Here is a 20,190-nt window from a genome sequence, read left to right as displayed (position 1 = left end):
CTGAGAGAAGTTGTAGCCCCAGCCGTGTCAAATCTCGCGCGGTTGTGGTTATCGGTCCCGACTTTCGCCGGGATGACAGAATCACAACGGCCGCTCGACTGGAGCGGCCGTTGTCGTTTCAGCGATCGCGTTTACGCGTAATCGCTGTTGTCGTCGCCGCCGTTGTCGTCGAAGTCGTCGGCGTCGTCGGCGTCCTGATCATCGTCACTGTCCCGGTCGGCCTGCGCCTGGTCGAACGCGCCGGCGCGCGAGCCGGAATCGCTGTCGCGACCGGACGAGCCGACATCGTTGATCCCGGCGTCACGGGCAAGGTTGCTCGACGACTGGTCGCCGCCCCACGGGCGCGAGCCGCCACCGAGGCCGCCGGCATCGGCAAGAGACTGGTGCGTGCCGCCGCCCATCAGGCCGCGGATGCTGTTCATCAGCAGCGAGCCGCCGACCACGCCGGCCGCGGCCGCCGCTGCGGTGCCTAAGAATGAGCTGCCGCCACCGCCACCGCCGCCGAACGCGCCCGGCTGCTGTGCGCCGCCGTAACCCTGGCCGTAGGGCTGCCCGCCGCCTTGGCCGTAAGACTGGCCGTAGCCGCCGGACTGACCATAACCGCCGGATTGATCGTAACCGGCGTGCTGCATCGCCTGGCCCGAGTTCCAGACCGGACGGCTGCCGGCATCGGGCGCGCGCACCTGCGGCACCGAGCCGTGCGATTGGCTCTGCCCGAAGACGGCATCGCGCATCGAATCCAGGAAGCTGCCGGACTGCTGCTGAGCCGGCTGCTGCTGGCTGGCCGCGGCCTCGAGCTGCTGGATGTGGTCATTGGCGCGCTTGAGCGCCTCGTCCTGCACCAGCGCCGTCTGCACCAGGGCGTAAACCGCATTCGGCGCGCTGCGCAGGCCGGCCATGATCGCGGACATGGCCTCGCTGTCGCGCGGGGCATTCTCCAGCTTGGCGAGCCGGTCGAAGAGATCGTCGATCAGTTGGCGTTCTTGCGGTGTCATGGCGTTCTCCATCGCGTCGATCGAATCGGCGCGCGGCTCATGTAGGACGGGCTTTGTGGCGCTAGGAGTGGGGGGCAGAATTAAATTTACGTATGCGACAATCCGACCAGCGGATTTTTATGAACCTTCTCAGGCGAGTGTAACTTTATTCAGGGTGAGCAAGGCGGTGAAATCGTCGCTTGCCAGATAGGCATGCTCGGCCTCGCGCTGCGTCGTCAGCGGATCGAGGCTTTTCAGCGTGTCATCGACGAAACCGGGATGGCACATCACGAGCCCGTCCTCGGGCATGCCGTCGAGGAAGCTGCGCATCAAGCCTGCGAAATCGGTCTCGCGTGTAAAGTCATAGGCGCCGGCGAAGGCCGGGTTGAAGCGCAGGCCCGCTCGCTGCGCCTTGATGCGGAATTGCGTGCTGAGCACGTTCAGCACCAGCGCCTTGGGCGCTGCCAGCTGCCGTGCCAGCGGACCTTCGCGTCCGCATTGCCGGACCCAGGCGTCGGGCGCGCGCTCTTTCACGGCGCGCAGGAAGCCGTCGCGCACCTGCGGAAACAGCTGCGCGTGCTGATGGCCGTCGACGAAATCGGGCGCGCGGCCGAATAATTCATGGAACGCGTCGAGCTGCGCCAGCACTTCGGCATGGACAAGCTCGGCGTCGAGCCGATGCATCAACCCGGCGCGCAACAGCCGCGGGAAAGGCAGGAACATGTCGCCGTCGAGTGGACGGAAATGCATCGTCAGCGGACGGAACGGCGCGGTCAGCGTCACATGCAGCCCGATCGCGCAGCGCGGGCTTTTCGTAACCGAAGTCTGCAGCGCGGCCGCGGCGTCCCGGCCGATCGCCGGCGTCACCATCATCACCGATGTCGCATTGAGCCGGCCGCGCTCGATCAGGTCGCGGATCGCGCGGTTGACGCCGTCACTCAAGCCATAATCGTCAGCACACAGCCAGATCCGGCGCGACGCGATTTCGCTCATTCGGCGGCGGTCCGCTCGGAGGCATTTTGCGCTGTGCTGCCGTCGGCATGCTTCTCGGTATGCTCGGCGACGAAGTAGATCGGCCGCGCCTTCAGCTCGGAGAGGATCTTGCCGATATATTCGCCGACGATGCCGATCATGATCAGCTGCACACCGCCGATCGTCATCATACCGATCATCAGCGACGGATAGCCGGGGACCTGCTTGCCGGTGGTCAGCACCTCCCACAGGATCGACAGGCCGAACAGGAAGGCCACGCCGGCGAGCAGCGCGCCGAGCAGGCTGGCAAAGCGCAGCGGCGCCACTGAGAACGAGGTCAGGCCCTCGATCGACAGGCCGATCAGCCGGCCGGCATTGAAGGTGGTGACGCCATGCGCGCGCGGCGCCGGCTCGTAGTCGACGCGGATCTGCTTGAAGCCGATCCAGCTGGCGAGGCCTTTGAAGAAGCGGTTGCGTTCCGGCAATTGCCGCAAGGCGGCGGCCGCGCGCGGCGACAGCAGGCGGAAGTCGCCGGCATCCTCGGGGATCTGCTGCCGCGCGCCCCAATTGATCAGCGCGTAGAAGCCGCGCACCGACAGTCGCCGCAGCGCCGATTCATTGTCGCGATGCGCCTTCGCCGTGTAGACCACGTCGTAGCCGTCATCGATCCAGTGCGCGACCAGCTGCTCGACCAGGGTCGGCGGATGCTGGCCGTCGCCATCCATGAACAGCACCGCGCCGCGGCGGGCGTGGTCGAGGCCGGCCATCAGCGCCGCCTCCTTGCCGAAATTGCGCGACAGCGACACCACCTGAAGGTCGAGCCCATCGGCGGGCAGGCCGCGCGCGATTGTGAGCGTATCGTCGGCGCTGCCGTCGTCGACATAGACCACCTCGCAGGCGAGGCCATAGCGCGTGCGCAGTGAGCCGGCGAGGTCGACCAGCCGTTGGTGCAGCGCCGCAAGCCCGGCGGCTTCGTTGTAAACGGGCACGACGATGGACAGACCCTGCGCGGCGGCGGTCTTGGCGGTGGTGGTCAGGCTGGAAACGTCAGAGCCCAGCATCATCGGTCAGGTTCCAGAACTTGAGCGTTTTCGCGCGAAGTGAGGGTTCGCCTTCGCGGCGGGAAAACGCGTCGCACGAGAGATCATGAACACAATATGGTACCGACGGCCGGCTGTCGCCAACATGAACGGCCTTATCGACTCATTGTCGCAGGAACGCCTCAAGCTTGGCGAACAGCGGATTCTCGCGGTCGAACACATAGTCCAGCGACACCACCGAGACGGTTTCGGCGCCGTGCTCGCGCAGGAAGCTGCCGAGCGCGTAGAGCTTACCCGGTGGGCAGTGCAACGTAAGCATGCCTGACGAGGTCGGGCCGCCGAACGGGGCGACCACGCCGAACCGGTTGTGCGCCTCGGACAGCAGCGCGTCGTTGCAGCCGGCGAAGCGGGTGCGGACCTCGCGGTACTTGCTGGCGCGGGCGCGCGCGGCGATGTGGTCGAGGATGACGCGCGCGGTCTCGCGGGCGCCATTCGACCAGTCGGCGTCCTTTGAGGCCACCAGATTGGCCTGGCTGCGCAGCATCACGCCGTCGTCCAGCACCTTGAGGCCGTTGGCCGCGAGCGTCGCCCCTGTCGTCGTGATGTCGACGATCAGCTCGGCGGTGCCGGCCGCAGGCGCGCCCTCGGTGGCGCCGGCGCTTTCGACGATGCGGTAGTCGCCGACGCCGTGTTTGGCGAAGAAGCCGCGCGTCAGATTGATGTATTTGGTCGCGACCCGCATGCGGTGATTGTGCTGCTCGCGGAAGCCCGATGCGACGTCGTCGAGATCGGCCATGGTGCGGACGTCGATCCAGGCCTGCGGCACCGCGACCACGACATTGGCATAGCCGAAGCCGAGGCCTTCGATCATCAGCACGCGCTTGTCGGGCTCCGGAATGCTCTCGCGCACCAGATCCTCACCGGTGACGCCGAGATGCACCGCGCCGCGCGCCAGATTGGCCGCGATCTCACTCGCCGACAGATAGGCGATCTCGACATTGTCGACGCCGGCGATGGTGCCGCGATAGTCGCGCGCGCCGCCGGCCTTCGACAGCGTCAGCCCGGCGCGGGCGAAGAAGCTTTCGGCGTTTTCCTGCAGGCGCCCCTTGGAAGGAACTGCGACGACGAAGGGCGTGCTCATTGGGCGCCTCCGCGCAGGGCCTTGCCATGTCGGGTCATCGCCTCGATCCAGACCGAGAAGCCGACCGCGGGGATCGGGCTCACTGATCCGAGCTGCGTCATCAGCCCATCATAGCGACCGCCCGCGACCAGCGGCTCGCTGCCGTTGCCCTTGGCGTGCAGCTCGAACTCGAAGCCGGTGTAATAGTCGAGGCCACGGCCGAACGCGGTCGAGAACCGCGCCTTCCGTGTGTCGATGCCGCGCGCGGCCATGAAGCCGACCCGGCTTTCGAGCTGGTCGATCGCGGCGGAGAGGTCGAGCTTGGCGTCGGCGGCGAGCGCGCGCAGCTGCGCCACCGCGTCGTCGGGATCCCCTGAAATGGCGAGGAAGCGCTTGATGATGGCGACCGCGTCGCGCGGCAGCGCGCCGGCCTTCAGCGTCGATTGCTCGAGGAAGCGGTCGGCGATCTCGGCCACCGTGCGGCCGCCGACATTGGTGGTGCCGGCGATCGACATCAGATCGGTGACCAGCGCCAGCGCCGCCTTGCGGTCGGAGCCGGCCAGCGCCGCGAGCACGCCCTCATATTCGTTGCGGCCCGGCGCGGTCGCAAGCGTCAGCTGCTCGATGTCGTCGGTCAGCGAGACCTTGCGGTTGAAATCCTTGATCAGCCGGCGCCGCCACACCGGGTAGAGCTCGAGCGCGTCGATCAGCGCGTTGAACAGCGCGACGTCGCCGGTGCGGATCTCGACGTCGGTCAACCCGAACGCCGTCGTCGCCTCCAGCGCCAGCGCCAGCATCTCCGCGTCGGCCGCGGCGCGGTCCTGCCGCCCGAACGATTCAATGCCAGCCTGCATGAACTGGCTAGGCTGGCCGTCGCGATAGCGGAACACCGGCCCGAGATAGCTGAAACCCGCCGGCTGGCCGGCGCGGGGCGAGATGAGGTAGTCGCGCGCCACCGGGATCGTCAGATCCGGGCGTAGGCAGAGCTCCTCGCCGCTGGGGTCTGTGGTCAGATACAGGCTCTTGCGGATGTCCTCGCCGGAGAGGTCGAGGAATGGCTCGGCCGGCTGCAGGATCGCCGGCTCGGACCTGAGATAGCCGGCCTGCGCGAACGAGGCCAGCAGCGCATCCGCCCATACGGCGGATCCGGCGGCGGATCGTGGTGCAGCAGCTTCGGTCATCTCGACGTCCATTTCGCCCCGAAAGCAGGTTCCAGAGCGGGTTCCATAGGTGGTGTTGGCGGAGCCCTTAGCATGGCCGATCCGTGGTTTCGACAGGGATCAGCCAAGTGGCTTAATGATTGGGTTCGTTAACGATTTTGCGACGGCTTGGCTAGGTGGAACCGGAATGTTCGGTGCTGATGGCAAACATTGCTAAAGTCTGTGGTCCCTCCCATAATTAGGCGGAGAGGTCCCATCATGAATATGAACGTCTCATTGACCGAAGAGTTGAGCGAGTTCGTCAAAACCAAGGTTGCGAGCGGCCGTTACACGTCGGCAAGCGAGGTCGTGCGCGAAGCGCTGCGGATCATGGAGCAGACGGAAGAGGCGCGATTGGCATTCCTTCGCAATGCCTGGGCGGCGGGACAGGCGAGCGGCGACGCTGGTCCGGCCGATTTTGCCGAGATCAAGGAGCAGGGGCGAGCCCGGTTGAAGGCTGCGGGCAAGTAAATTGGGAGAGGTCCGCCTTTCCCGGCTCGCGCAAAGCGATCTCGCCGAAATCTGGTTTCTCATCGCATCCGATAAAGGGCCTGCGACGGCAGACCATTGGATCGATCGCATCGAAGCGCGGTGTGGCCAGTTGGCGCAATTCCCCGAATCGGGGCCGGCTCGTCCCGATATCGCCGATGGTGCGAGGATGCTGGTGATTTCGCGGTGGCTGCTGCTGTACGAGATCACCCCAAGCGGCGTGCGCGTCATGCGCGTCATCGATGCCGCGCGCGATCTCGGAGAGCTGGATTTGTCCGGCGAATAATCGGTCGACGTACGAGCCGCCTTTCCGGCTAATTCTTATTTCCCCCAATCCCCCAATGCCGCCTGCACCAGCGCCAGGGCGGCGACGGCGGCGGTGTCGGCGCGCAGGATGCGCGGGCCCAGCGCAAGGCGGAGGATGGTGGGCTGGCGCAGCAGCAGCGCGCGCTCCTCCTCGGCGAAACCGCCTTCGGGACCGATCAGGACATCGATGCCGGCATTCGCGACCCTTGCCGCTTGCAGCGCCTGGACCGGGTTCGCGAGTTCTGCCGCCTCGTCGCAGAACACCAGCAGCCGCGCCGGATCGCGTCCGGCCAGGAAGCGCTCGAGCGGCAGGGGATCGGCCACCTCGGCAAGCGAGATGATGCCGCATTGCTCGGCGGCCTCGACCACATTGGCGCGCATCCGCTCGCCATTGACCCGCGACACCTGCGTGAAGCGCGTCAGCACCGGCACCAGTCGCGCCGCGCCCATCTCGACCGCCTTCTGCACCATGTAGTCGAGCCGGGCATGCTTCAGCGGCGCGAACACGTAAGTGACGTCGGGCAGGCGGTCCTGCGCGCGGGTCTGCGCTGATATCGCCAGCGTGTCCGCGCGCTTGCGTCCGGAAATCGCCGCACGCCATTCGCCGTCGCGGCCATTGAACACCAGCACGCTGTCGCCGGCGCCGAGCCGCAGCACATTGCCGAGATAGTTGCTCTGGTCGCGTTCGAGCGAAACGGTGGCGCCGGCACCGAGCGGGGCATCGACAAACAGGCGGGGGCTGCGAAAATCGTGTTCAGGCATGTTGTGGGTTCTTGAGATGCGTTCCAGCGGCGTCAGCGCTGCGTGGCACGTTTACCAAACCGGGCGACACCGTAATCGCGCGGACTCGCCAGGAACTCGTCGGCCAAGGTAGTAAGGACGTGTCGATATATTGCTTCTGACACCAAGTCATTTTTGAAGTCCGAGGGGTCGCTTGCACGCGGCCCCTTTTGTTTTTCGGTGAGTGCAGGAGCGTAAAATTCAAACCGGTGCATGACCGAAAATCCCGTTCAGGCAGATTTGATGGTCGATTTTTACCGCGTCCGTAGCCTAAAGGCTTAGAATCTGTGAACAATTTAATGTGGCCGGTGTGGCCCTACGCCGCGCTGTCGCCCAAATCCACGGGTTGTTAAGGCGCCACAGGAATCGTAAAACGCCCCCAAATTTCGTTGCTTCGTTTTTGTAGCGCTGGGGTTGCCTGGACCTTTTGCCGGAGAAACACCCTCGATGATCCGCCGCCTGATCGTGCTGACCGTTGCTGCGACCGCCCTGTCGGCAGGGCAGGCCGCTGCCCAGAGCGCCTTTCCGGCTCCGCTGCCCAATCAGCAGGGGCAGGCCGGTACCGCCTCGGATCCCGCGTTCCCGCCGGTCAACGGTGCGCGTCCCGCCAGCCGGGCCGGTACCGCCTCGGATCCTGCATTCCCGCCGGTCAATGGTGCCCCGGCGGCCAGGGTTGGCGCCACGCCGTCGGCATTTCCGAGCGGTGGCGCTGCCCCGATCGCCGGCGGCGGTCTATCGTCTCCGCCGCCCCCGCCGGGTGCCGGCGCCGGTGGCGAGGCTGACGCCTGCATGAAGAATTTCGTCCCGCTGCGTGAGGATGCGGAGAAGCGCGGCAAGGCGATCAAGGCGGCGAGCGACCGCCACGCCAGCCCGCAGGAGGCCTGCAAGCTGATCGGCAATTACAGCCAGGCCGAGATCAAGATGATCAAATATGTCGATACCAACGCGGCCAAGTGCGGAATTCCGCCGCAGATCTCCAACCAGCTCAAGGACGGCCACAAGAATACCGAAGCGCTGCTGAAGAAGGTCTGCAACGTCGCGGAGCAGGCGGCGGCGCAGCCGCGCGGGCCCGCGGGGCCGACGCTGAGCGATGTGCTCGGCTCATCCGCCTCGCTGCCGGAAGCGACCCCGACCAAGAAGGGCGGCAGTACCTTCGACACGCTGAACGGCAACGTTCTCACCCGTTGATGGATCACCGATGAGCGATGTATCCGCCCGCGTTGCCGATTCCACAGGCAACTGGGTGGATACCCATGCGCCGGTGTGGTCGCGGCCCTATCTGCGGCTGGCGCGCTATGACCGGCCGATCGGCTCCTGGCTGCTGTTGATGCCGTGCTGGTGGTCGGCGGCGCTCGCCGCCGGCGTCGCGCATGACGTCCGCTCGCTGCCGCTGGTCGTGCTGCTGTTCTTCATCGGCGCCTTCGTGATGCGCGGCGCCGGCTGCACCTGGAACGACATCACCGATCGCGATCTCGATGCCAGGGTCGAGCGCACCCGGTCGCGGCCGATCCCGGCCGGACAGGTCACGGTGACGCAGGCCGTGGTGTTCATGGTGCTGCAGGCGCTGATCGGGCTTGCGGTGCTTTTGCAGTTCAACCGCTTCGCGGTGCTGACCGGCATCGCCTCGCTGGTGATCGTCGCGATCTACCCGTTCATGAAGCGGATCACCTGGTGGCCGCAGGTCGTGCTCGGCCTCGCCTTTTCCTATGGCGCCCTGATGGGATTTGCGGTGACGCTCGAGCGCATCGACTTGGCGGCGATCGCGCTCTACGCCGGATCGATCGCCTGGGTGATCGCCTACGACACCATCTACGCCCATCAGGATGCCGAGGACGACGCGCTGATCGGCGTCAAATCGACCGCACGCCTGTTCGGTGCCCGCACCCACCGCGCGCTGGTGGTGTTCTACGGTCTTGCCGTGCTGCTGATCGGCACCGCATTCGCGTTGGCCGGCGCACGCTGGCCCGCCTGGATCGGCCTTGCGGCGTTCGCGCTGCATCTTGGCTGGCAGGTCCGCCGGCTCGACACCAGCGATCCCGCGCTCTGTCTGCGCATCTTCAAGTCCAACCGCGACGCCGGCTTCATCCTGTTCGCGAGCCTCGTCGTCGACGCGGTGCTGCGCGCGGGGTGATGTTCATTCCGGGGGGCGCGAAGCGTGTCGCGAGAATGCGGACGTATCACTCACCGGCTGAACCACATATTCGACGTCGTCCCTGCGAAAGCAGGGACCCATAACCACGAATGCCGATTGTTGAACGATGCTGGGACGACGAGTCCCTTCACAACATCCGCCGCGGCGTATGGGTCCCTGCTTTCGCAGGGACGACAGCGGTTGTGAGGCGGGCTTTGTGCGAAAAACCGATGAAGCTAATCCCGTGCGATGATCTCGCGTTCGTCGCGATGCACGCTGGCTTCGTTGAGCTGGACGCCGGCGCGGCGGCGGACCAGGAATTTCGGGCGGCGGGCGCGGATCGCGTTGCGGCGACGGCGGCGCGGGGACGGCGTTCGTGGCGCGGGCTCGGTCAGTTGCGGCAGGCGGAAGATGTCGCTCCAGGTCTGCCAGGCGGACGTGATCTCCTCGGCATCCGAGCTGGAGCCGAGCGGAATGGTGAGGGCGGGATCGCGGTGAACCAGCACCAGCATCTGCGCGTCGTCGATGCCGCGGAGCGCGACGCCAAGGAAATCGCTGACCCGAACATTGACCGCCATCCGCATGCCGCGAACGGCACGGCGCAGCACGACATGTTCGCGGTGAAGTTCGACCTGCCGTGTGCCGCCATCCGCGCGCGCATCCTGCGCGTGGAAGGAGAGCGGAAGGGAAAGAGGGTCGAGCCGCATTGCGCAGCTCGACCCGGCGGAATTGATTCCGCTTGTTGGTGTTTGACGCCTCAAAGCTCTGTCTCCCCGCCGGGATTATGTTCCCGGTCGATGGGTGAGAGCCTAGCCGAGCGATGTCCGTTCCGGCTTAAAAAGCCTGGTTAACCCCTCCTCACCTCGTGCCATGATTGACAAGAGGTTGGCCGTCATGATTGACGAAGCCTTGCCCCGATCACTCAAATCTTTGTTGCCCGCCGGCGCAAAGTGCTTGAAATCCCTGTGAATCCGGCACATCTGGTGTGGTCTGTCACTTCGTTCCGGGCCCCCCTCAATCCGCAGGAATTCGTTCGTGAACTCTTCACCATCTGCATCGCGACACGGTGATACCTCCGATCTGTTCGATCAATCCGCGCTCAGCGACCTCGCGCAGCGCCTGGTCGATGCCGCCAAACGTGCGGGCGCCGATGCGGCCGATGCCCTCGCGGTGCGCGGCGTCTCGCAGGGCGTCGAGGTGCGCGACGGCCGCGTCGAGGAGACCGAGCGCTCCGAAGGCGACGACGTGGGCCTGCGGGTGTTCGTCGGCCAGCGCCAAGCGGTGGTATCGACCAACGACGTCACCGGCGACGGGATCGCCAAGCTCGCCGAGCGCGCGGTGGCGATGGCGCGCGTCGCGCCCGACGACAAATATGTCGGCCTCGCCGACCCCGCGCTCCATGCGCATGATTTCCCCGATCTCGATCTGCTCGACCGCAAGGTCCCGACCACGGCCGAACTCGAGCAGCGCGCCATCGAAGCCGAAGCGACGGCGCTCGCGGTCAAGGGTGTCACCAAGTCCGGCGGTGCGTCGGCCTCGACCGGCATCGGCGGCATGGTGCTGGTGACCTCGACCGGCTTCCACGGATCCTATCTGCGCTCCAGCCACGGCATCTCGACGACGGCGATTTCCGGTGAGGGCACCGGGATGGAGCGCGATTATGATTTCACCAGCGCGCCGCATGCGTCCGATCTCGATTCACCCACGACCGTTGGCCGCAAGGCCGGCGAGCGCGCGGTGGCGCGGTCGAATCCGCGCAAGGTCGAGACCTGCAAGGTTCCTGTCGTGTTCGATCCGCGGGTTGCCGGCTCGATCGTCGGCCATCTGGTTGGCTCGATCAACGGCGCCTCGATCGCGCGCAAGACCAGCTTCCTGAAGGACAAGCTCGGCGAGCAGCTGTTCTCGAAAGACATCCGCATCATCGACGATCCCTTGCGCGTGCGCGGCCTGCGTTCGCAGACCTTCGACGCCGAAGGCGTCAAGGTGAAGAAGATCGCGTTGATCGACGAAGGCGTGCTGACCACCTGGGTGCTGGACTCCGCTACCGCGCGCGAGCTCGGCCTGGTCACGACAGGGCATGCGCATCGCGGCGTGTCGTCGTCGCCGTCGCCGGGAACTTATAATCTGCATCTCGAGCCGGGTGCGGTGACGCCGAAGGAACTGATCTCCGACATCAAGCAAGGCTTCTATGTCACCGACCTGATCGGGTCCGGCGTCAACGGCGTGACCGGCGATTACAGCCGCGGCGCGTCCGGCTTCTGGATCGAGAATGGCGAGATCACCTATCCGGTCAGCGAAGTGACCATCGCCGGCCATTTGCTGCCGATGTTCAAGTCGCTGGTCGCCGCCAACGATCTGGAGTTCCGCTACGGCGTCAATTCGCCGACGCTGCGCATCGAGGGCCTGACGCTTGGCGGACGCTGATACGGACGACTGGACCAAGGCGCGCGATGCGGCCTTGCTGACGCGATCGGTGCAGGAGGCGGGGCGGCTCGCGCTGTCGCTGTTCCGCACCGAATTGAAGAACTGGACCAAGGGCGCGTCCTCGCCGGTGTCCGAGGCCGACATCGCGGTCAACGACCTCCTGGAGCAGCAGCTGCGTTCGGCGACGCCGACCTATGGCTGGCTGTCGGAGGAGAGCGCCGACAACGAGTCCAGGCTCGGCAAGCGTTTCACCTGGATCGTCGATCCGATCGACGGCACCCGCGCCTATCTCGCCGGCCGCGAGGATTGGTGCGTCAGCGTGGCGCTGGTTGAACATGCGGCTCCTGTGCTCGCGGCGGTGTATGCGCCGGTGAGCGAGGAGTTCTTCTTTGCTGCTCGAGGGCAGGGCGCCACGCTGAACGATAGCGCCGTGCACGCAACCGCAGGCACCGATTTCAATTTTCCCCGCATGGCCGGACCGAAACCGCTGGTGCAGCGGCTCAGCCCGACCTCGGACGAGATTACGCTGTTTCCGCGGATCGGATCGCTGGCGCTGCGGCTGTGCCGCGTAGCACAAGGTCGACTTGACGCCGCCTTTGCGGGCGGGCAAAGCCGCGACTGGGATCTTGCCGCTGCGAATTTGATCGTGCAGGAAGCGGGTGGTAAGATGACGGAGCTCTCGGGGGACACGATTGAGTACAATCGCCGGGAGGTAACGCATGGGGTGCTGGTGGCAGCGGGACGCGAACGTCATGCACGCATTGTCGAGCATTTTCGCAACCGTCCATTGCCGTAAGGCCCCGCCGCGTTTCCGATTGTGACGACCAGACTTGTTGCGACAGAGCCGTGACGATCAGACTTTGACGACCAAGACCTGTGACGACCAAGACCTGTGACGACCAAGACTTGCGACGACCAAGACTTCACTTCTTTGCCGGGCATCTCGTTAGGAAAACCACCATCATGTCAGACAATGCCCAGCCGCAGCTGCTTCATCTCGTCATCGGCGGCGAGTTGATCGATCTCGAGCACAACACCTTCAAGAACCTGGATGAAGTCGAGATCGTCGGCGTGTACCCGAACTACGCGACCGCCTACGCGGCCTGGAAGGCGAAGGCGCAGGCGACCGTGGACAACGCCCAGATGCGCTATTTCGTCGTTCACCTCCACCGGTTGCTCGATCCTGAGCAGGACACAAAGCATTCCCATTGAAACGACTTTTTCGCGATCTGCTGCGCAGCGGCTTCGTGCAGCGCGCGCTGGGTGTGCTTGCGGCCGAGTATCTGCGGCTGGTGTGGTACACCAACCGCTTCACCTATCAGCCGCATGACGTATACGGGATCGTCGAGCCCTTGATGCCGGCGATCTTCGTGTTCTGGCACGGCCAGCACTTCATGACGCCGTTCATCAAGACCAAGGAGAGCTACCGCGCCAAGGTCCTGATCTCCCGCCACCGCGACGGTGAATTCAACGCGCTCGCGGTGGAACGGCTCGGCATTGGCACCATCAGAGGTTCCGGCGACCATTCCGGCGCGTTCCATCGCAAGGGCGGCGTCGGCGCCTTCCTGGAGATGGTCCGGGCGCTGGAAGACGGCTGCAACATCGCGACCACGGCCGACGTCCCGAAGCGGGCGCGGGTGGCAGGCCTCGGAGCCATCATGCTGGCGCGGGAGAGCGGCCGGCCGATCATCCCGTTTGCGATGGTCACCAGCCGATTCATCCGGTTGAAAAACTGGGATTCCTCCACCATCAATTTGCCATTCGGGCGCGGCGCAGTGGTAGGTATTGAGCCGGTCTATGTGCCGCCCGATGCCGATGCCGCGACGATGGAAAAGCTTCGGCAGCACGTGGAGGATTTGCTCAACGAAGCGACCCGGCGCGCCTACGCAGCCGTCGGGCGGCCGGAGGCAACGCTTGGCTAACTCGCTCCCGATGACGTTGCGTGTCTATCGCAAGCTGTCGTCCGCGATGGTGCCGGTCGTGCCTGCCCTGATCAAGCGACGGCTCAAGCTCGGCAAGGAAGATCCCGAACGCGTCGGCGAACGGCGTGGCATGAGCGCCGATACCAGGCCGCAGGGGCCGCTGGTGTGGATCCATGGCGCCAGCGTCGGCGAGGTGCTGGCGGCGGCCGGGCTGATCGAGCGGCTGCGCGCGCTCAATCTGCGCATCCTGCTCACCTCGGGCACGGTGACCTCGGCCGCGATCGTGGCCAAGCGCTTTCCGCCCGACGTCATCCATCAATACGTGCCGTATGATTCACCGCGCTATGTCGCGCGCTTCCTCGATCACTGGCATCCGTCGCTGGCGCTGTTCATCGAGTCCGATCTGTGGCCCAACCTGATCCTGTCTTGCGCCGCGCGCCGGCTGCCGATGGTCCTGATCAACGGCCGGATGTCGCCGCGCTCGTTCCCGCGCTGGCGCCGGCTCTCCAACACCATCGGCGCGCTGCTCGGGCGGTTCGACATCTGCCTCGCGCAGTCGAACACCGACGCCGAGCGTTTTGCGGCGCTCGGCAGCCCCAATGTCGTGGTCACCGGCAATCTCAAGCTCGACGTCGCGGCGCCGCCGGCTGATCCGGCCAAGCTGGAGCGGCTGATGTCGGTGACGCGCGGCCGGGCGATCGTGGTCGCGGCGTCGACCCATCCCGGCGAGGAGGAGATCCTGATCGAGGCGCACAAGTCGCTCGCCAAGTTCTTCCCCGGCCTGCTCACGGTGATCGTGCCGCGGCATGCCCATCGTGGGGAGGCGGTCGCGCAACTCGTGACGGAAGCGGGCCTGCGTCCCGGCCTGCGCTCGCGTGAGGATCTGCCGGTCGCGACCACGGATATCTACGTCGCCGATACGATGGGCGAGCTTGGCCTGTTCTATCGCCTCGCGCCGATCGTCTTCATGGGCGGCTCGCTGGTCGCGCATGGCGGCCAGAACCCGATCGAAGCGATCAAGCTCGGCGCTGTCATCGTGCACGGTCCGCATGTGTTCAATTTCACCGACGTCTATGCGGCTCTCGATGGCGCCGGCGGCGCCCGCCGCGCCGACGATCGGGACGCGCTGGTCAAGCAGCTCGGCCAGTTCCTCGCCGATCCCGCGGCGCGCGATGCGTCGCTGGTCGCTTCTGAGCGGGTCGTCGAACAGCTCGGCGGTGCGCTGGAGCGCACGGTTACCGCTCTCGAGCCCTATCTGTTGCAATTGCGGCTCGAGATGGGAGCCGCCAATGCGTGAGCCGGGCTTCTGGCACCGGCCGTCGTCTTGGATCGCATCTCTGTTGAGCCCTCTTGCCGTGCTGTACGGCGCGGTCGCCGCGAGGCGGATGCGGCAGCCCGGCGTCGATGCCGGCATTCCCGTGATCTGCGTCGGCAACTACCATGTCGGCGGCGCCGGCAAGACGCCGACGGTGCTGGCGCTGGCAAAGCTGCTGCGCGAGCTCGACGAGCGGCCGGTGGTGCTCAGCCGCGGCTATGGCGGCAGTCTCGCCGGTCCGGTCAAGGTCGATCGTAACCGCCACACGGCGGCCGATGTCGGCGACGAACCGCTGATGATGGCGGCGAGCCTGCCAGTCGTGGTGTCGCGGGATCGCGCCGCCGGCCTGGCGCTGGCGCGCGCGCAGGACGCCACCGTGATCCTGATGGATGACGGCTTCCAGAATCCGTCCGTCGCGAAGGATTGCTGCCTGATCGTGATCGATGCGACGCGCGGCATCGGCAATGGCCGCGTGATTCCGTCGGGCCCGTTGCGCGCGCCGTTGTCGCCGCAGCTGGAACGCACCGACGCTCTGATCGTGGTCGGCGAGGGGAGCGCGGCGCAGACCATTGCGGCCGATGTCGCGTCCCGCGGCAAGCCGGTGCTGTCGGCGCACCTGAAGCCGGACCCGGCCTCGCTGGCGGCACTGAGCGGGACGCGTGCGCTCGCCTTCGCTGGCATCGGCGATCCCGCGCGCTTCTTCAATACGCTGCGCTCAAGCGGCGTCGACGTCGTGCGGAATACAGCTTTCGCCGATCATCATGCCTTCACCAAGGACGAGATCGCGCAGCTCACGGGCGATGCGAAACGTGAAGGCCTGACGCTGGTGACGACGGAAAAGGATCTGGCCCGGCTGCGTGGTCCGGACGGCCTGCCGGACTGGGCGCAGGCGATCGCGCCGTTCGCGGTGACGCTGCAATTCGATGATGCAGCCGCGCTGCGGCGCTTGGTGACCGATCAGCTGTTCAAGGCGCGGGCCAGGAGGCTGCGCAAATGAGCCTGGCGTTGAGCCTAGGCCTGCGGCTTGACCATGCCGGGATGGTGGCGTTGCAGCACGGCGGTCGGGGTGGCGTAGGCCTCCTGCAGGTCGACGCTCCAGTATTTCAGCTCGTCGAGCGGGATCCGGACGTCGGTGATGGCACAGCGCACAAAAGTGCCGGGCGAGATCACGCGGAAATCGCCGTCGAGATATTGCACCTGCGCTTCGCCATGGCCCGAGGGACCGAACTTGTTCAGCACGTCTAGACTCTCCGCCTTGCCCCTGATGAGGCAGCCTTAAATGATCATCAAGCCGTCTATCACAGATAGGGGGGCATGTCCGCCCATTAAACCACCGACTTGTGATGATTTGGCGGCAGACGCGCATGGTAGCGTTGCAGCCGTGGTCCGCTGCGTTTGCAGCGCCATAACGAGCCGGCCGGATCGGATGCGCCTCACGTCAGTTTTCATGTGCCTTGCCATGCTTGCCGTGCCGGCCGCAGCGGCGCCGCTGCCGGCCCCGCATCAGGTCGAGATCCCCGAAGGCAATCTCACGCTGCACGCGCAGCTCTACCGGCCCGACGGCGACGGCCCGTTCCCGACCGTGATCGCGCTGCACAGCTGCGGCGGTCTCGCCGGCCATTCCGAGCAGGTCGCACCGCGCTATCGCGACTGGGCCGAGCAATTGCTTACGTCAGGCCATGCGGTGCTGCTGCCGGACAGCTACGGCTCGCGCGAGCTCGGCCCGCAGTGCCGTATCCGGGAGCATCAGGTCCAGACCCGCCGCGCGCGCGTGGCCGACATCAATGCGGCGCGGCAGTGGCTGGTGCAGCAGAAATGGGTAGCGAAGAGCCGCATCAGCCTGATCGGCTGGGGCAATGGCGCCGCCGCCTTGCTGTGGGCGGTGCGGCCGCAGATGTGGTCGCACAACGCCGAGCCGGACTTCCGCTCGGCGGTCGCATTCTATCCGGATTGCCGCACCTCGTTCGGCCTCGGCTGGAGCGCGCGGGTGCCGACGCTGGTCCTGATCGGCGCACGCGACGATGTGACGTCATCATCGGCTTGCCACCAGATGGTCGACGGCGCGCATGGCCGCAGCGCGCTCGCAAAGATCGTGGTCTATCCCGACGCCTATCACGACTTCGATCGCGCCAATTTGCCGCTGCATGTGGTCGCGGCCTCCGATGTCGACGTCGCCGAGCGCGGTCATATCGGCACCGACGCGGACGCGCGCAAGGATGCGCAGAAGCAGGTCGCCGAGTGGCTGTCGCGCTAGAGCACGATCCGGAAAAGTGCGCAGCGGTTTTCCGAAGAGATCATGCTCCAAAGAAAATCAGAACAAACTACCCTGGTCGACCGGCTTGGTGACGCGCTTCGGCGCCGCGGGTTTCGCCTCGCGCGGCTGAGGCCTCGGCGCGCTCTCGGGCGTCGCGGTCGCCGTGGGCTGATCGGCATTCGTGGTGGCAGCGACGCGGCCATCGGAGAACTCGATCGACAGGCTGGCGTTGGGGCCGACCGCCGCGGCCGAATGCAGTGCGTGGCCGTGCGCGTCGCGCACCAGCGCAAAGCCGCGCGCCAGCACGCCGCGATAGGACAGCGCCGACAGCAGCTGGCTGCGATGCGCGACCCGTGCCTCGAGCCGTTGCAGCGTCGTCAGCAGCGCGCGGCGGGCGCGCTCGGCGAGGCGGTGGGTGCGCTCGAGATCGCGCGCGATCGCGTTGCGCTGCGCCTGGGCATTGGCAAGCCTGGAAGCCTTGAGCCGGATCTCCAGCCCATTGAAGCGCTCGCGGCGGCGATGCAGCAGCGCGCGCGCAGACAGCGTGATGCGCTCGCCCGACGCGGTGAGCCGCTGTCGTGCATGCGCGACCTGGCCGCGCAGCACGCCGATGGTCAGCCGCGAGCTCGACGCGGCAAAGCGGCGGAAATGCGCGTGGGTATTGGCCTTCAGCCCGCGCGGCAGCCCGGCGGCGAGATGATCGAGCCGCTGCCGCGGGATCGCCAGCAGCTCGTTCGCCGCCGGCAGCGCACGCGCAGCGGCGCGCAGCTCGCTGCGGCGGGCCTCCTGGGCGCGCTGCCAGCACACCATGGTGCGGCGGGCGAGCGCCTGAACCTCGACGAACAGCTCGCTCCGCACCGGCACCGCCATTTCGGCCGCCGCGGTCGGTGTCGGCGCGCGCTTGTCGGCGACGAAGTCGATCAGCGTGATGTCGGTCTCGTGGCCGACCGCCGAGATCAGCGGGATATGGCTCTCGGCCGCGGCGCGGACCACAATCTCCTCGTTGAACGACCAGAGGTCTTCCAGCGAGCCGCCGCCGCGAGCGACGATCAACAGATCAGGCCGCGGGATTCGGCCACCCTCGGGCAGCGCGTTGAAGCCGCGGATCGCCGCCGCGACCTGCTCGGCCGAGCCGTCGCCCTGCACCTTGACCGGCCAGACCAGCACGCGGCGGGGGAAGCGGTCCTCGAGGCGATGCAGGATGTCACGAATCACGGCGCCGGTCGGCGAGGTGACGACGCCGATCACCTCCGGCAGCCAGGGCAGCAGCTGCTTGCGGGCCTCGTCGAACAGGCCCTCGGCCGCGAGCTTCTTCTTGCGCTCCTCCATCAGCGCCATCAGCGCGCCGACGCCGGCCGGCTCCAGCGAATCGATGACGATCTGGTACTTCGAGGAGTTCGGATAGGTGGTCAGCTTGCCGGTGGCGATAACCTCGAGCCCCTCCTGCGGCTTGAACCGCATCCGGGCGTGGGCGAACTTCCAGATCACCGCCTCGATCTTGGCGCTCTCGTCCTTCAGGGCGAAATAGCAATGGCCGGAGGAGTGCGGCCCGCGGAAGCCCGAGATCTCGCCGCGGACGCGGACATGGCCGAACCGGTCCTCCACCGTCCGCTTCAGCGCGGAGGAGAGTTCCGAGACGGTGAATTCGGGCGCGTTGACGAGATTGGGCGCGGCAGCAGTCATTTGCAGGTGATTCGGCTGTTTGTGAGCTTCAGACCAACGTAGGGACTTTTGCCCGCCATCGCCAATGCACGGCCTTGTTTGTGCCTATACTCTGTGATACAGAGTACTCTAGATACGAGAAGATGGTTCTCCAGGGAGAGGGCTGACCGATGATCCCGTATGTGGCGCTGGCGAGTTTCGTCCATTCCGCGGCAGGCGCGGTTCATGCCGTCGTGGCAATCCTGTGCATCGGTGTCGGGCTGATCCAGTTCCTGCGCCCCAAGCGCGGCGCGGGCCATCGGGCGCGCGGCTATCTCTACGTCTATGCCATGCTGGTCGCCGACGGGACGGCGATGCTGGTCTATCGGTTCACCGGCACTCTCAACCTGTTCCATGTCGGCGCGATCGTGAACTTCGTCTGTATCGTGGCGGCGATTGTTCCGCTGCTGCGAAGTCCGCGGCCGGCGAACTGGCGACTGAAACACTACTATTTCATCTCGTGGTCCTACGTGTCGCTGGTGTCGGCGGCGGCAACGGAAATCGTGGTGCGCCTGCTGCCGTTGACGACGCGCGGGCAGGTTGGGCTGGTGGCATTGGTGTTGTCGATCATGGCGATGACGATCGCTTACGTCCTGATCGGGAAATATCGCCCGCCGGCGGAGGCGCCGCCGCTGTCCGCCAAGCTTGCCGGGCAGAGTGGAGTGCCATCATGATCGACAGTCAACAGGCCAGCGCGGCGCTGAACGACATCAACGACGTCGTGCAGCGCGTCCGCCAGTCGCGAATCTATCAGAACGCCAGTCTGATCATCATTATGTGGGGCGCATTGGTCTTTGTGGGCTACATCGCCAACCACACATGGCCGCCGCAGGGCTATACGATCTGGGCCGTCGTTGATCTCATCGGAATCGCAGGCTCGATCGCAATTGCAGCGTTCAGCGGTGTCGGTCCGGGGGCGGGCGCCTTCGCCATCCGGTTGCTGATGGCGTTCCTGCTGTTCATCGCATTCGGCATTTTCTGCTCGGTGGTGCTCGGCCATTACGGACCGCGTCAGATGCTGGTGTTCTGGCCGCTCTTCACGATGCTGTTCTACGCGCTAGCCGGCCTGTGGTTCGGCTACGCCTTCATCGTGATTGCGCTGTGCAGCAGCGCCTTGATCGTGACCGCCTACTTCTACGCCGGCCCGGCACTGCTGCTGTGGATGGCGGTGGTGCATGGCGGCGCGCTGGTGCTCGGCGGGCTCTGGATGCGCCGGATCTGACGCGATGGCCGAACTCGACGAGATCATCCACCAGCCGCTGCGGTTGCGGATCATGGCGGCGCTCAATGCGCTGCCGGTTTCGGCCGGACTCGAATTCGCCCGGCTGAAGAAGCTGACGGGGGCCACCGACGGCAATCTCGGCGCCCATATCGAGACGCTGGCGAGGGCCGGCTATGTCGCGGTCGACAAGGCCTTCGTCGGCAAGAAGCCGCAGACCACCGTGACCGCGACCGCGGCCGGCCGCGGCGCCTTCGCCCGCCATGTCGCGACCTTGCAGGAGATCATTGCCGGCAAGCAGCAGTAAGCCGAATGACGGGGGAATCGGCCGCCTCGCCCCTTGC

The 20,190-nt window shown here is 66.1% G+C and carries 23 protein-coding genes; 14 read left to right on the top strand and 9 right to left on the bottom strand.

Annotation, left to right across the window (positions count from 1 at the left end; genetic code table 11):
* Positions 1 to 131: 131 nt before the first annotated feature.
* The 5 genes from JQ616_RS01635 to JQ616_RS01615 all read right to left on the bottom strand — a co-directional run bounded on the left by JQ616_RS01635 (position 132) and on the right by JQ616_RS01615 (position 5,287).
* Positions 132 to 995, bottom strand: coding sequence for a DUF2076 domain-containing protein (locus tag JQ616_RS01635; protein WP_212011741.1), 864 nt, complete (start codon positions 993 to 995; stop codon positions 132 to 134).
* Positions 996 to 1,124: 129 nt separating this feature from the next.
* Complete coding sequence (locus JQ616_RS01630) at positions 1,125 to 1,967, bottom strand: ChbG/HpnK family deacetylase (protein ID WP_212011739.1); 843 nt, start codon at positions 1,965 to 1,967, stop codon at positions 1,125 to 1,127.
* Positions 1,964 to 3,010, bottom strand: coding sequence for a glycosyltransferase family 2 protein (locus JQ616_RS01625; RefSeq protein WP_212011737.1), 1,047 nt, complete (start codon positions 3,008 to 3,010; stop codon positions 1,964 to 1,966). Before JQ616_RS01625 ends, JQ616_RS01630 begins: the two co-directional genes overlap by 4 nt.
* Positions 3,011 to 3,149: 139 nt before the next feature.
* Positions 3,150 to 4,127, bottom strand: coding sequence for an ATP phosphoribosyltransferase (hisG, locus tag JQ616_RS01620; protein ID WP_212011735.1), 978 nt, complete (start codon positions 4,125 to 4,127; stop codon positions 3,150 to 3,152).
* On the bottom strand, positions 4,124 to 5,287 hold the full coding sequence (locus tag JQ616_RS01615) for an ATP phosphoribosyltransferase regulatory subunit (protein WP_212011732.1): 1,164 nt from the start codon (positions 5,285 to 5,287) through the stop codon (positions 4,124 to 4,126). Before JQ616_RS01615 ends, hisG begins: the two co-directional genes overlap by 4 nt.
* Before the next feature lie 237 nt (positions 5,288 to 5,524).
* Between JQ616_RS01615 and JQ616_RS01610 the strand changes: the two genes are divergently transcribed.
* Together JQ616_RS01610 and JQ616_RS01605 are read left to right on the top strand one after the other, a co-directional pair.
* Complete coding sequence (locus JQ616_RS01610; protein ID WP_212011730.1) at positions 5,525 to 5,776, top strand: type II toxin-antitoxin system ParD family antitoxin; 252 nt, start codon at positions 5,525 to 5,527, stop codon at positions 5,774 to 5,776.
* 1 nt (position 5,777) lies between these two features.
* Entirely contained in the window at positions 5,778 to 6,080 is a 303-nt protein-coding gene (locus tag JQ616_RS01605; RefSeq protein ID WP_212011728.1) for a type II toxin-antitoxin system RelE/ParE family toxin, read from the top strand.
* Between the two features lie 35 nt (positions 6,081 to 6,115).
* On the opposite strand, the gene JQ616_RS01600 is transcribed toward JQ616_RS01605, so the two are convergent.
* Positions 6,116 to 6,862, bottom strand: a complete 747-nt coding sequence (locus tag JQ616_RS01600; protein WP_212011726.1) for a 16S rRNA (uracil(1498)-N(3))-methyltransferase — start codon at positions 6,860 to 6,862, stop codon at positions 6,116 to 6,118.
* Positions 6,863 to 7,327: 465 nt separating this feature from the next.
* Here JQ616_RS01600 and JQ616_RS01595 point away from each other — a divergent pair, with 465 nt between their 5' ends.
* Together JQ616_RS01595 and ubiA are read left to right on the top strand one after the other, a co-directional pair.
* Positions 7,328 to 8,068 carry a hypothetical protein gene (locus JQ616_RS01595; protein WP_212011724.1) on the top strand — a complete coding sequence of 247 codons (741 nt, stop codon included), beginning with the start codon at positions 7,328 to 7,330 and terminating at the stop codon, positions 8,066 to 8,068.
* 10 nt (positions 8,069 to 8,078) lie between these two features.
* Entirely contained in the window at positions 8,079 to 9,011 is a 933-nt protein-coding gene (gene ubiA, locus JQ616_RS01590; RefSeq protein WP_212011722.1) for a 4-hydroxybenzoate octaprenyltransferase, read from the top strand.
* 236 nt (positions 9,012 to 9,247) lie between these two features.
* On the opposite strand, the gene JQ616_RS01585 is transcribed toward ubiA, so the two are convergent.
* Positions 9,248 to 9,772, bottom strand: a complete 525-nt coding sequence (locus JQ616_RS01585) for a DUF6101 family protein (protein ID WP_212011720.1) — start codon at positions 9,770 to 9,772, stop codon at positions 9,248 to 9,250.
* Between the two features lie 274 nt (positions 9,773 to 10,046).
* On the opposite strand from JQ616_RS01585, the gene JQ616_RS01580 reads away from it, so the two are divergent.
* The 6 genes from JQ616_RS01580 (at position 10,047) to lpxK (ending at position 15,669) form a co-directional block, all read left to right on the top strand.
* Positions 10,047 to 11,435, top strand: coding sequence for a TldD/PmbA family protein (locus JQ616_RS01580; protein WP_212011718.1), 1,389 nt, complete (start codon positions 10,047 to 10,049; stop codon positions 11,433 to 11,435).
* Positions 11,422 to 12,231 carry an inositol monophosphatase family protein gene (locus JQ616_RS01575; RefSeq protein WP_212011716.1) on the top strand — a complete coding sequence of 270 codons (810 nt, stop codon included), beginning with the start codon at positions 11,422 to 11,424 and terminating at the stop codon, positions 12,229 to 12,231. The genes JQ616_RS01580 and JQ616_RS01575 overlap by 14 nt, the downstream gene beginning before the upstream one ends.
* 167 nt (positions 12,232 to 12,398) lie before the next feature.
* Positions 12,399 to 12,647, top strand: coding sequence for a DUF4170 domain-containing protein (locus tag JQ616_RS01570; protein ID WP_212011714.1), 249 nt, complete (start codon positions 12,399 to 12,401; stop codon positions 12,645 to 12,647).
* A complete protein-coding gene (locus tag JQ616_RS01565) occupies positions 12,644 to 13,357 on the top strand; it encodes a lysophospholipid acyltransferase family protein (protein WP_212011712.1) in 714 nt (237 codons plus the stop codon). The genes JQ616_RS01570 and JQ616_RS01565 overlap by 4 nt, the downstream gene beginning before the upstream one ends.
* Positions 13,350 to 14,654, top strand: coding sequence for a 3-deoxy-D-manno-octulosonic acid transferase (locus JQ616_RS01560; protein WP_212011710.1), 1,305 nt, complete (start codon positions 13,350 to 13,352; stop codon positions 14,652 to 14,654). The genes JQ616_RS01565 and JQ616_RS01560 overlap by 8 nt, the downstream gene beginning before the upstream one ends.
* Positions 14,647 to 15,669 (top strand): tetraacyldisaccharide 4'-kinase, encoded by a 1,023-nt coding sequence (gene lpxK / locus JQ616_RS01555; protein ID WP_212011707.1) that lies wholly within the window; start codon positions 14,647 to 14,649, stop codon positions 15,667 to 15,669. The genes JQ616_RS01560 and lpxK overlap by 8 nt, the downstream gene beginning before the upstream one ends.
* Before the next feature lie 14 nt (positions 15,670 to 15,683).
* Here lpxK and JQ616_RS01550 read toward each other — a convergent pair whose 3' ends face one another.
* Positions 15,684 to 15,911 carry a DUF2093 domain-containing protein gene (locus JQ616_RS01550; protein WP_076864917.1) on the bottom strand — a complete coding sequence of 76 codons (228 nt, stop codon included), beginning with the start codon at positions 15,909 to 15,911 and terminating at the stop codon, positions 15,684 to 15,686.
* Positions 15,912 to 16,098: 187 nt separating this feature from the next.
* On the opposite strand from JQ616_RS01550, the gene JQ616_RS01545 reads away from it, so the two are divergent.
* Positions 16,099 to 16,926 (top strand): dienelactone hydrolase family protein, encoded by an 828-nt coding sequence (locus JQ616_RS01545; protein WP_212011705.1) that lies wholly within the window; start codon positions 16,099 to 16,101, stop codon positions 16,924 to 16,926.
* Between the two features lie 57 nt (positions 16,927 to 16,983).
* Here JQ616_RS01545 and xseA read toward each other — a convergent pair whose 3' ends face one another.
* Entirely contained in the window at positions 16,984 to 18,609 is a 1,626-nt protein-coding gene (gene xseA, locus JQ616_RS01540) for an exodeoxyribonuclease VII large subunit (RefSeq protein ID WP_212011703.1), read from the bottom strand.
* Positions 18,610 to 18,758: 149 nt separating this feature from the next.
* Between xseA and JQ616_RS01535 the strand changes: the two genes are divergently transcribed.
* Genes JQ616_RS01535 through JQ616_RS01525 form a run of 3 tightly spaced genes read left to right on the top strand, consistent with a single transcriptional unit; the run spans position 18,759 to position 20,153 of the window.
* Positions 18,759 to 19,301, top strand: a complete 543-nt coding sequence (locus JQ616_RS01535) for a DUF2306 domain-containing protein (protein WP_212011701.1) — start codon at positions 18,759 to 18,761, stop codon at positions 19,299 to 19,301.
* Positions 19,298 to 19,849, top strand: a complete 552-nt coding sequence (locus JQ616_RS01530; RefSeq protein WP_212011699.1) for a hypothetical protein — start codon at positions 19,298 to 19,300, stop codon at positions 19,847 to 19,849. The genes JQ616_RS01535 and JQ616_RS01530 overlap by 4 nt, the downstream gene beginning before the upstream one ends.
* Positions 19,850 to 19,853: 4 nt before the next feature.
* A complete protein-coding gene (locus JQ616_RS01525; protein WP_212011697.1) occupies positions 19,854 to 20,153 on the top strand; it encodes a winged helix-turn-helix domain-containing protein in 300 nt (99 codons plus the stop codon).
* Positions 20,154 to 20,190: the final 37 nt, after the last annotated feature.

The organism is Bradyrhizobium tropiciagri (genome assembly GCF_018130545.1).
In the GTDB taxonomy this organism is placed as follows: Bacteria; Pseudomonadota; Alphaproteobacteria; order Rhizobiales; family Xanthobacteraceae; genus Bradyrhizobium; species Bradyrhizobium tropiciagri_A.
This window is presented reverse-complemented; position numbering and strand designations above follow the sequence as displayed.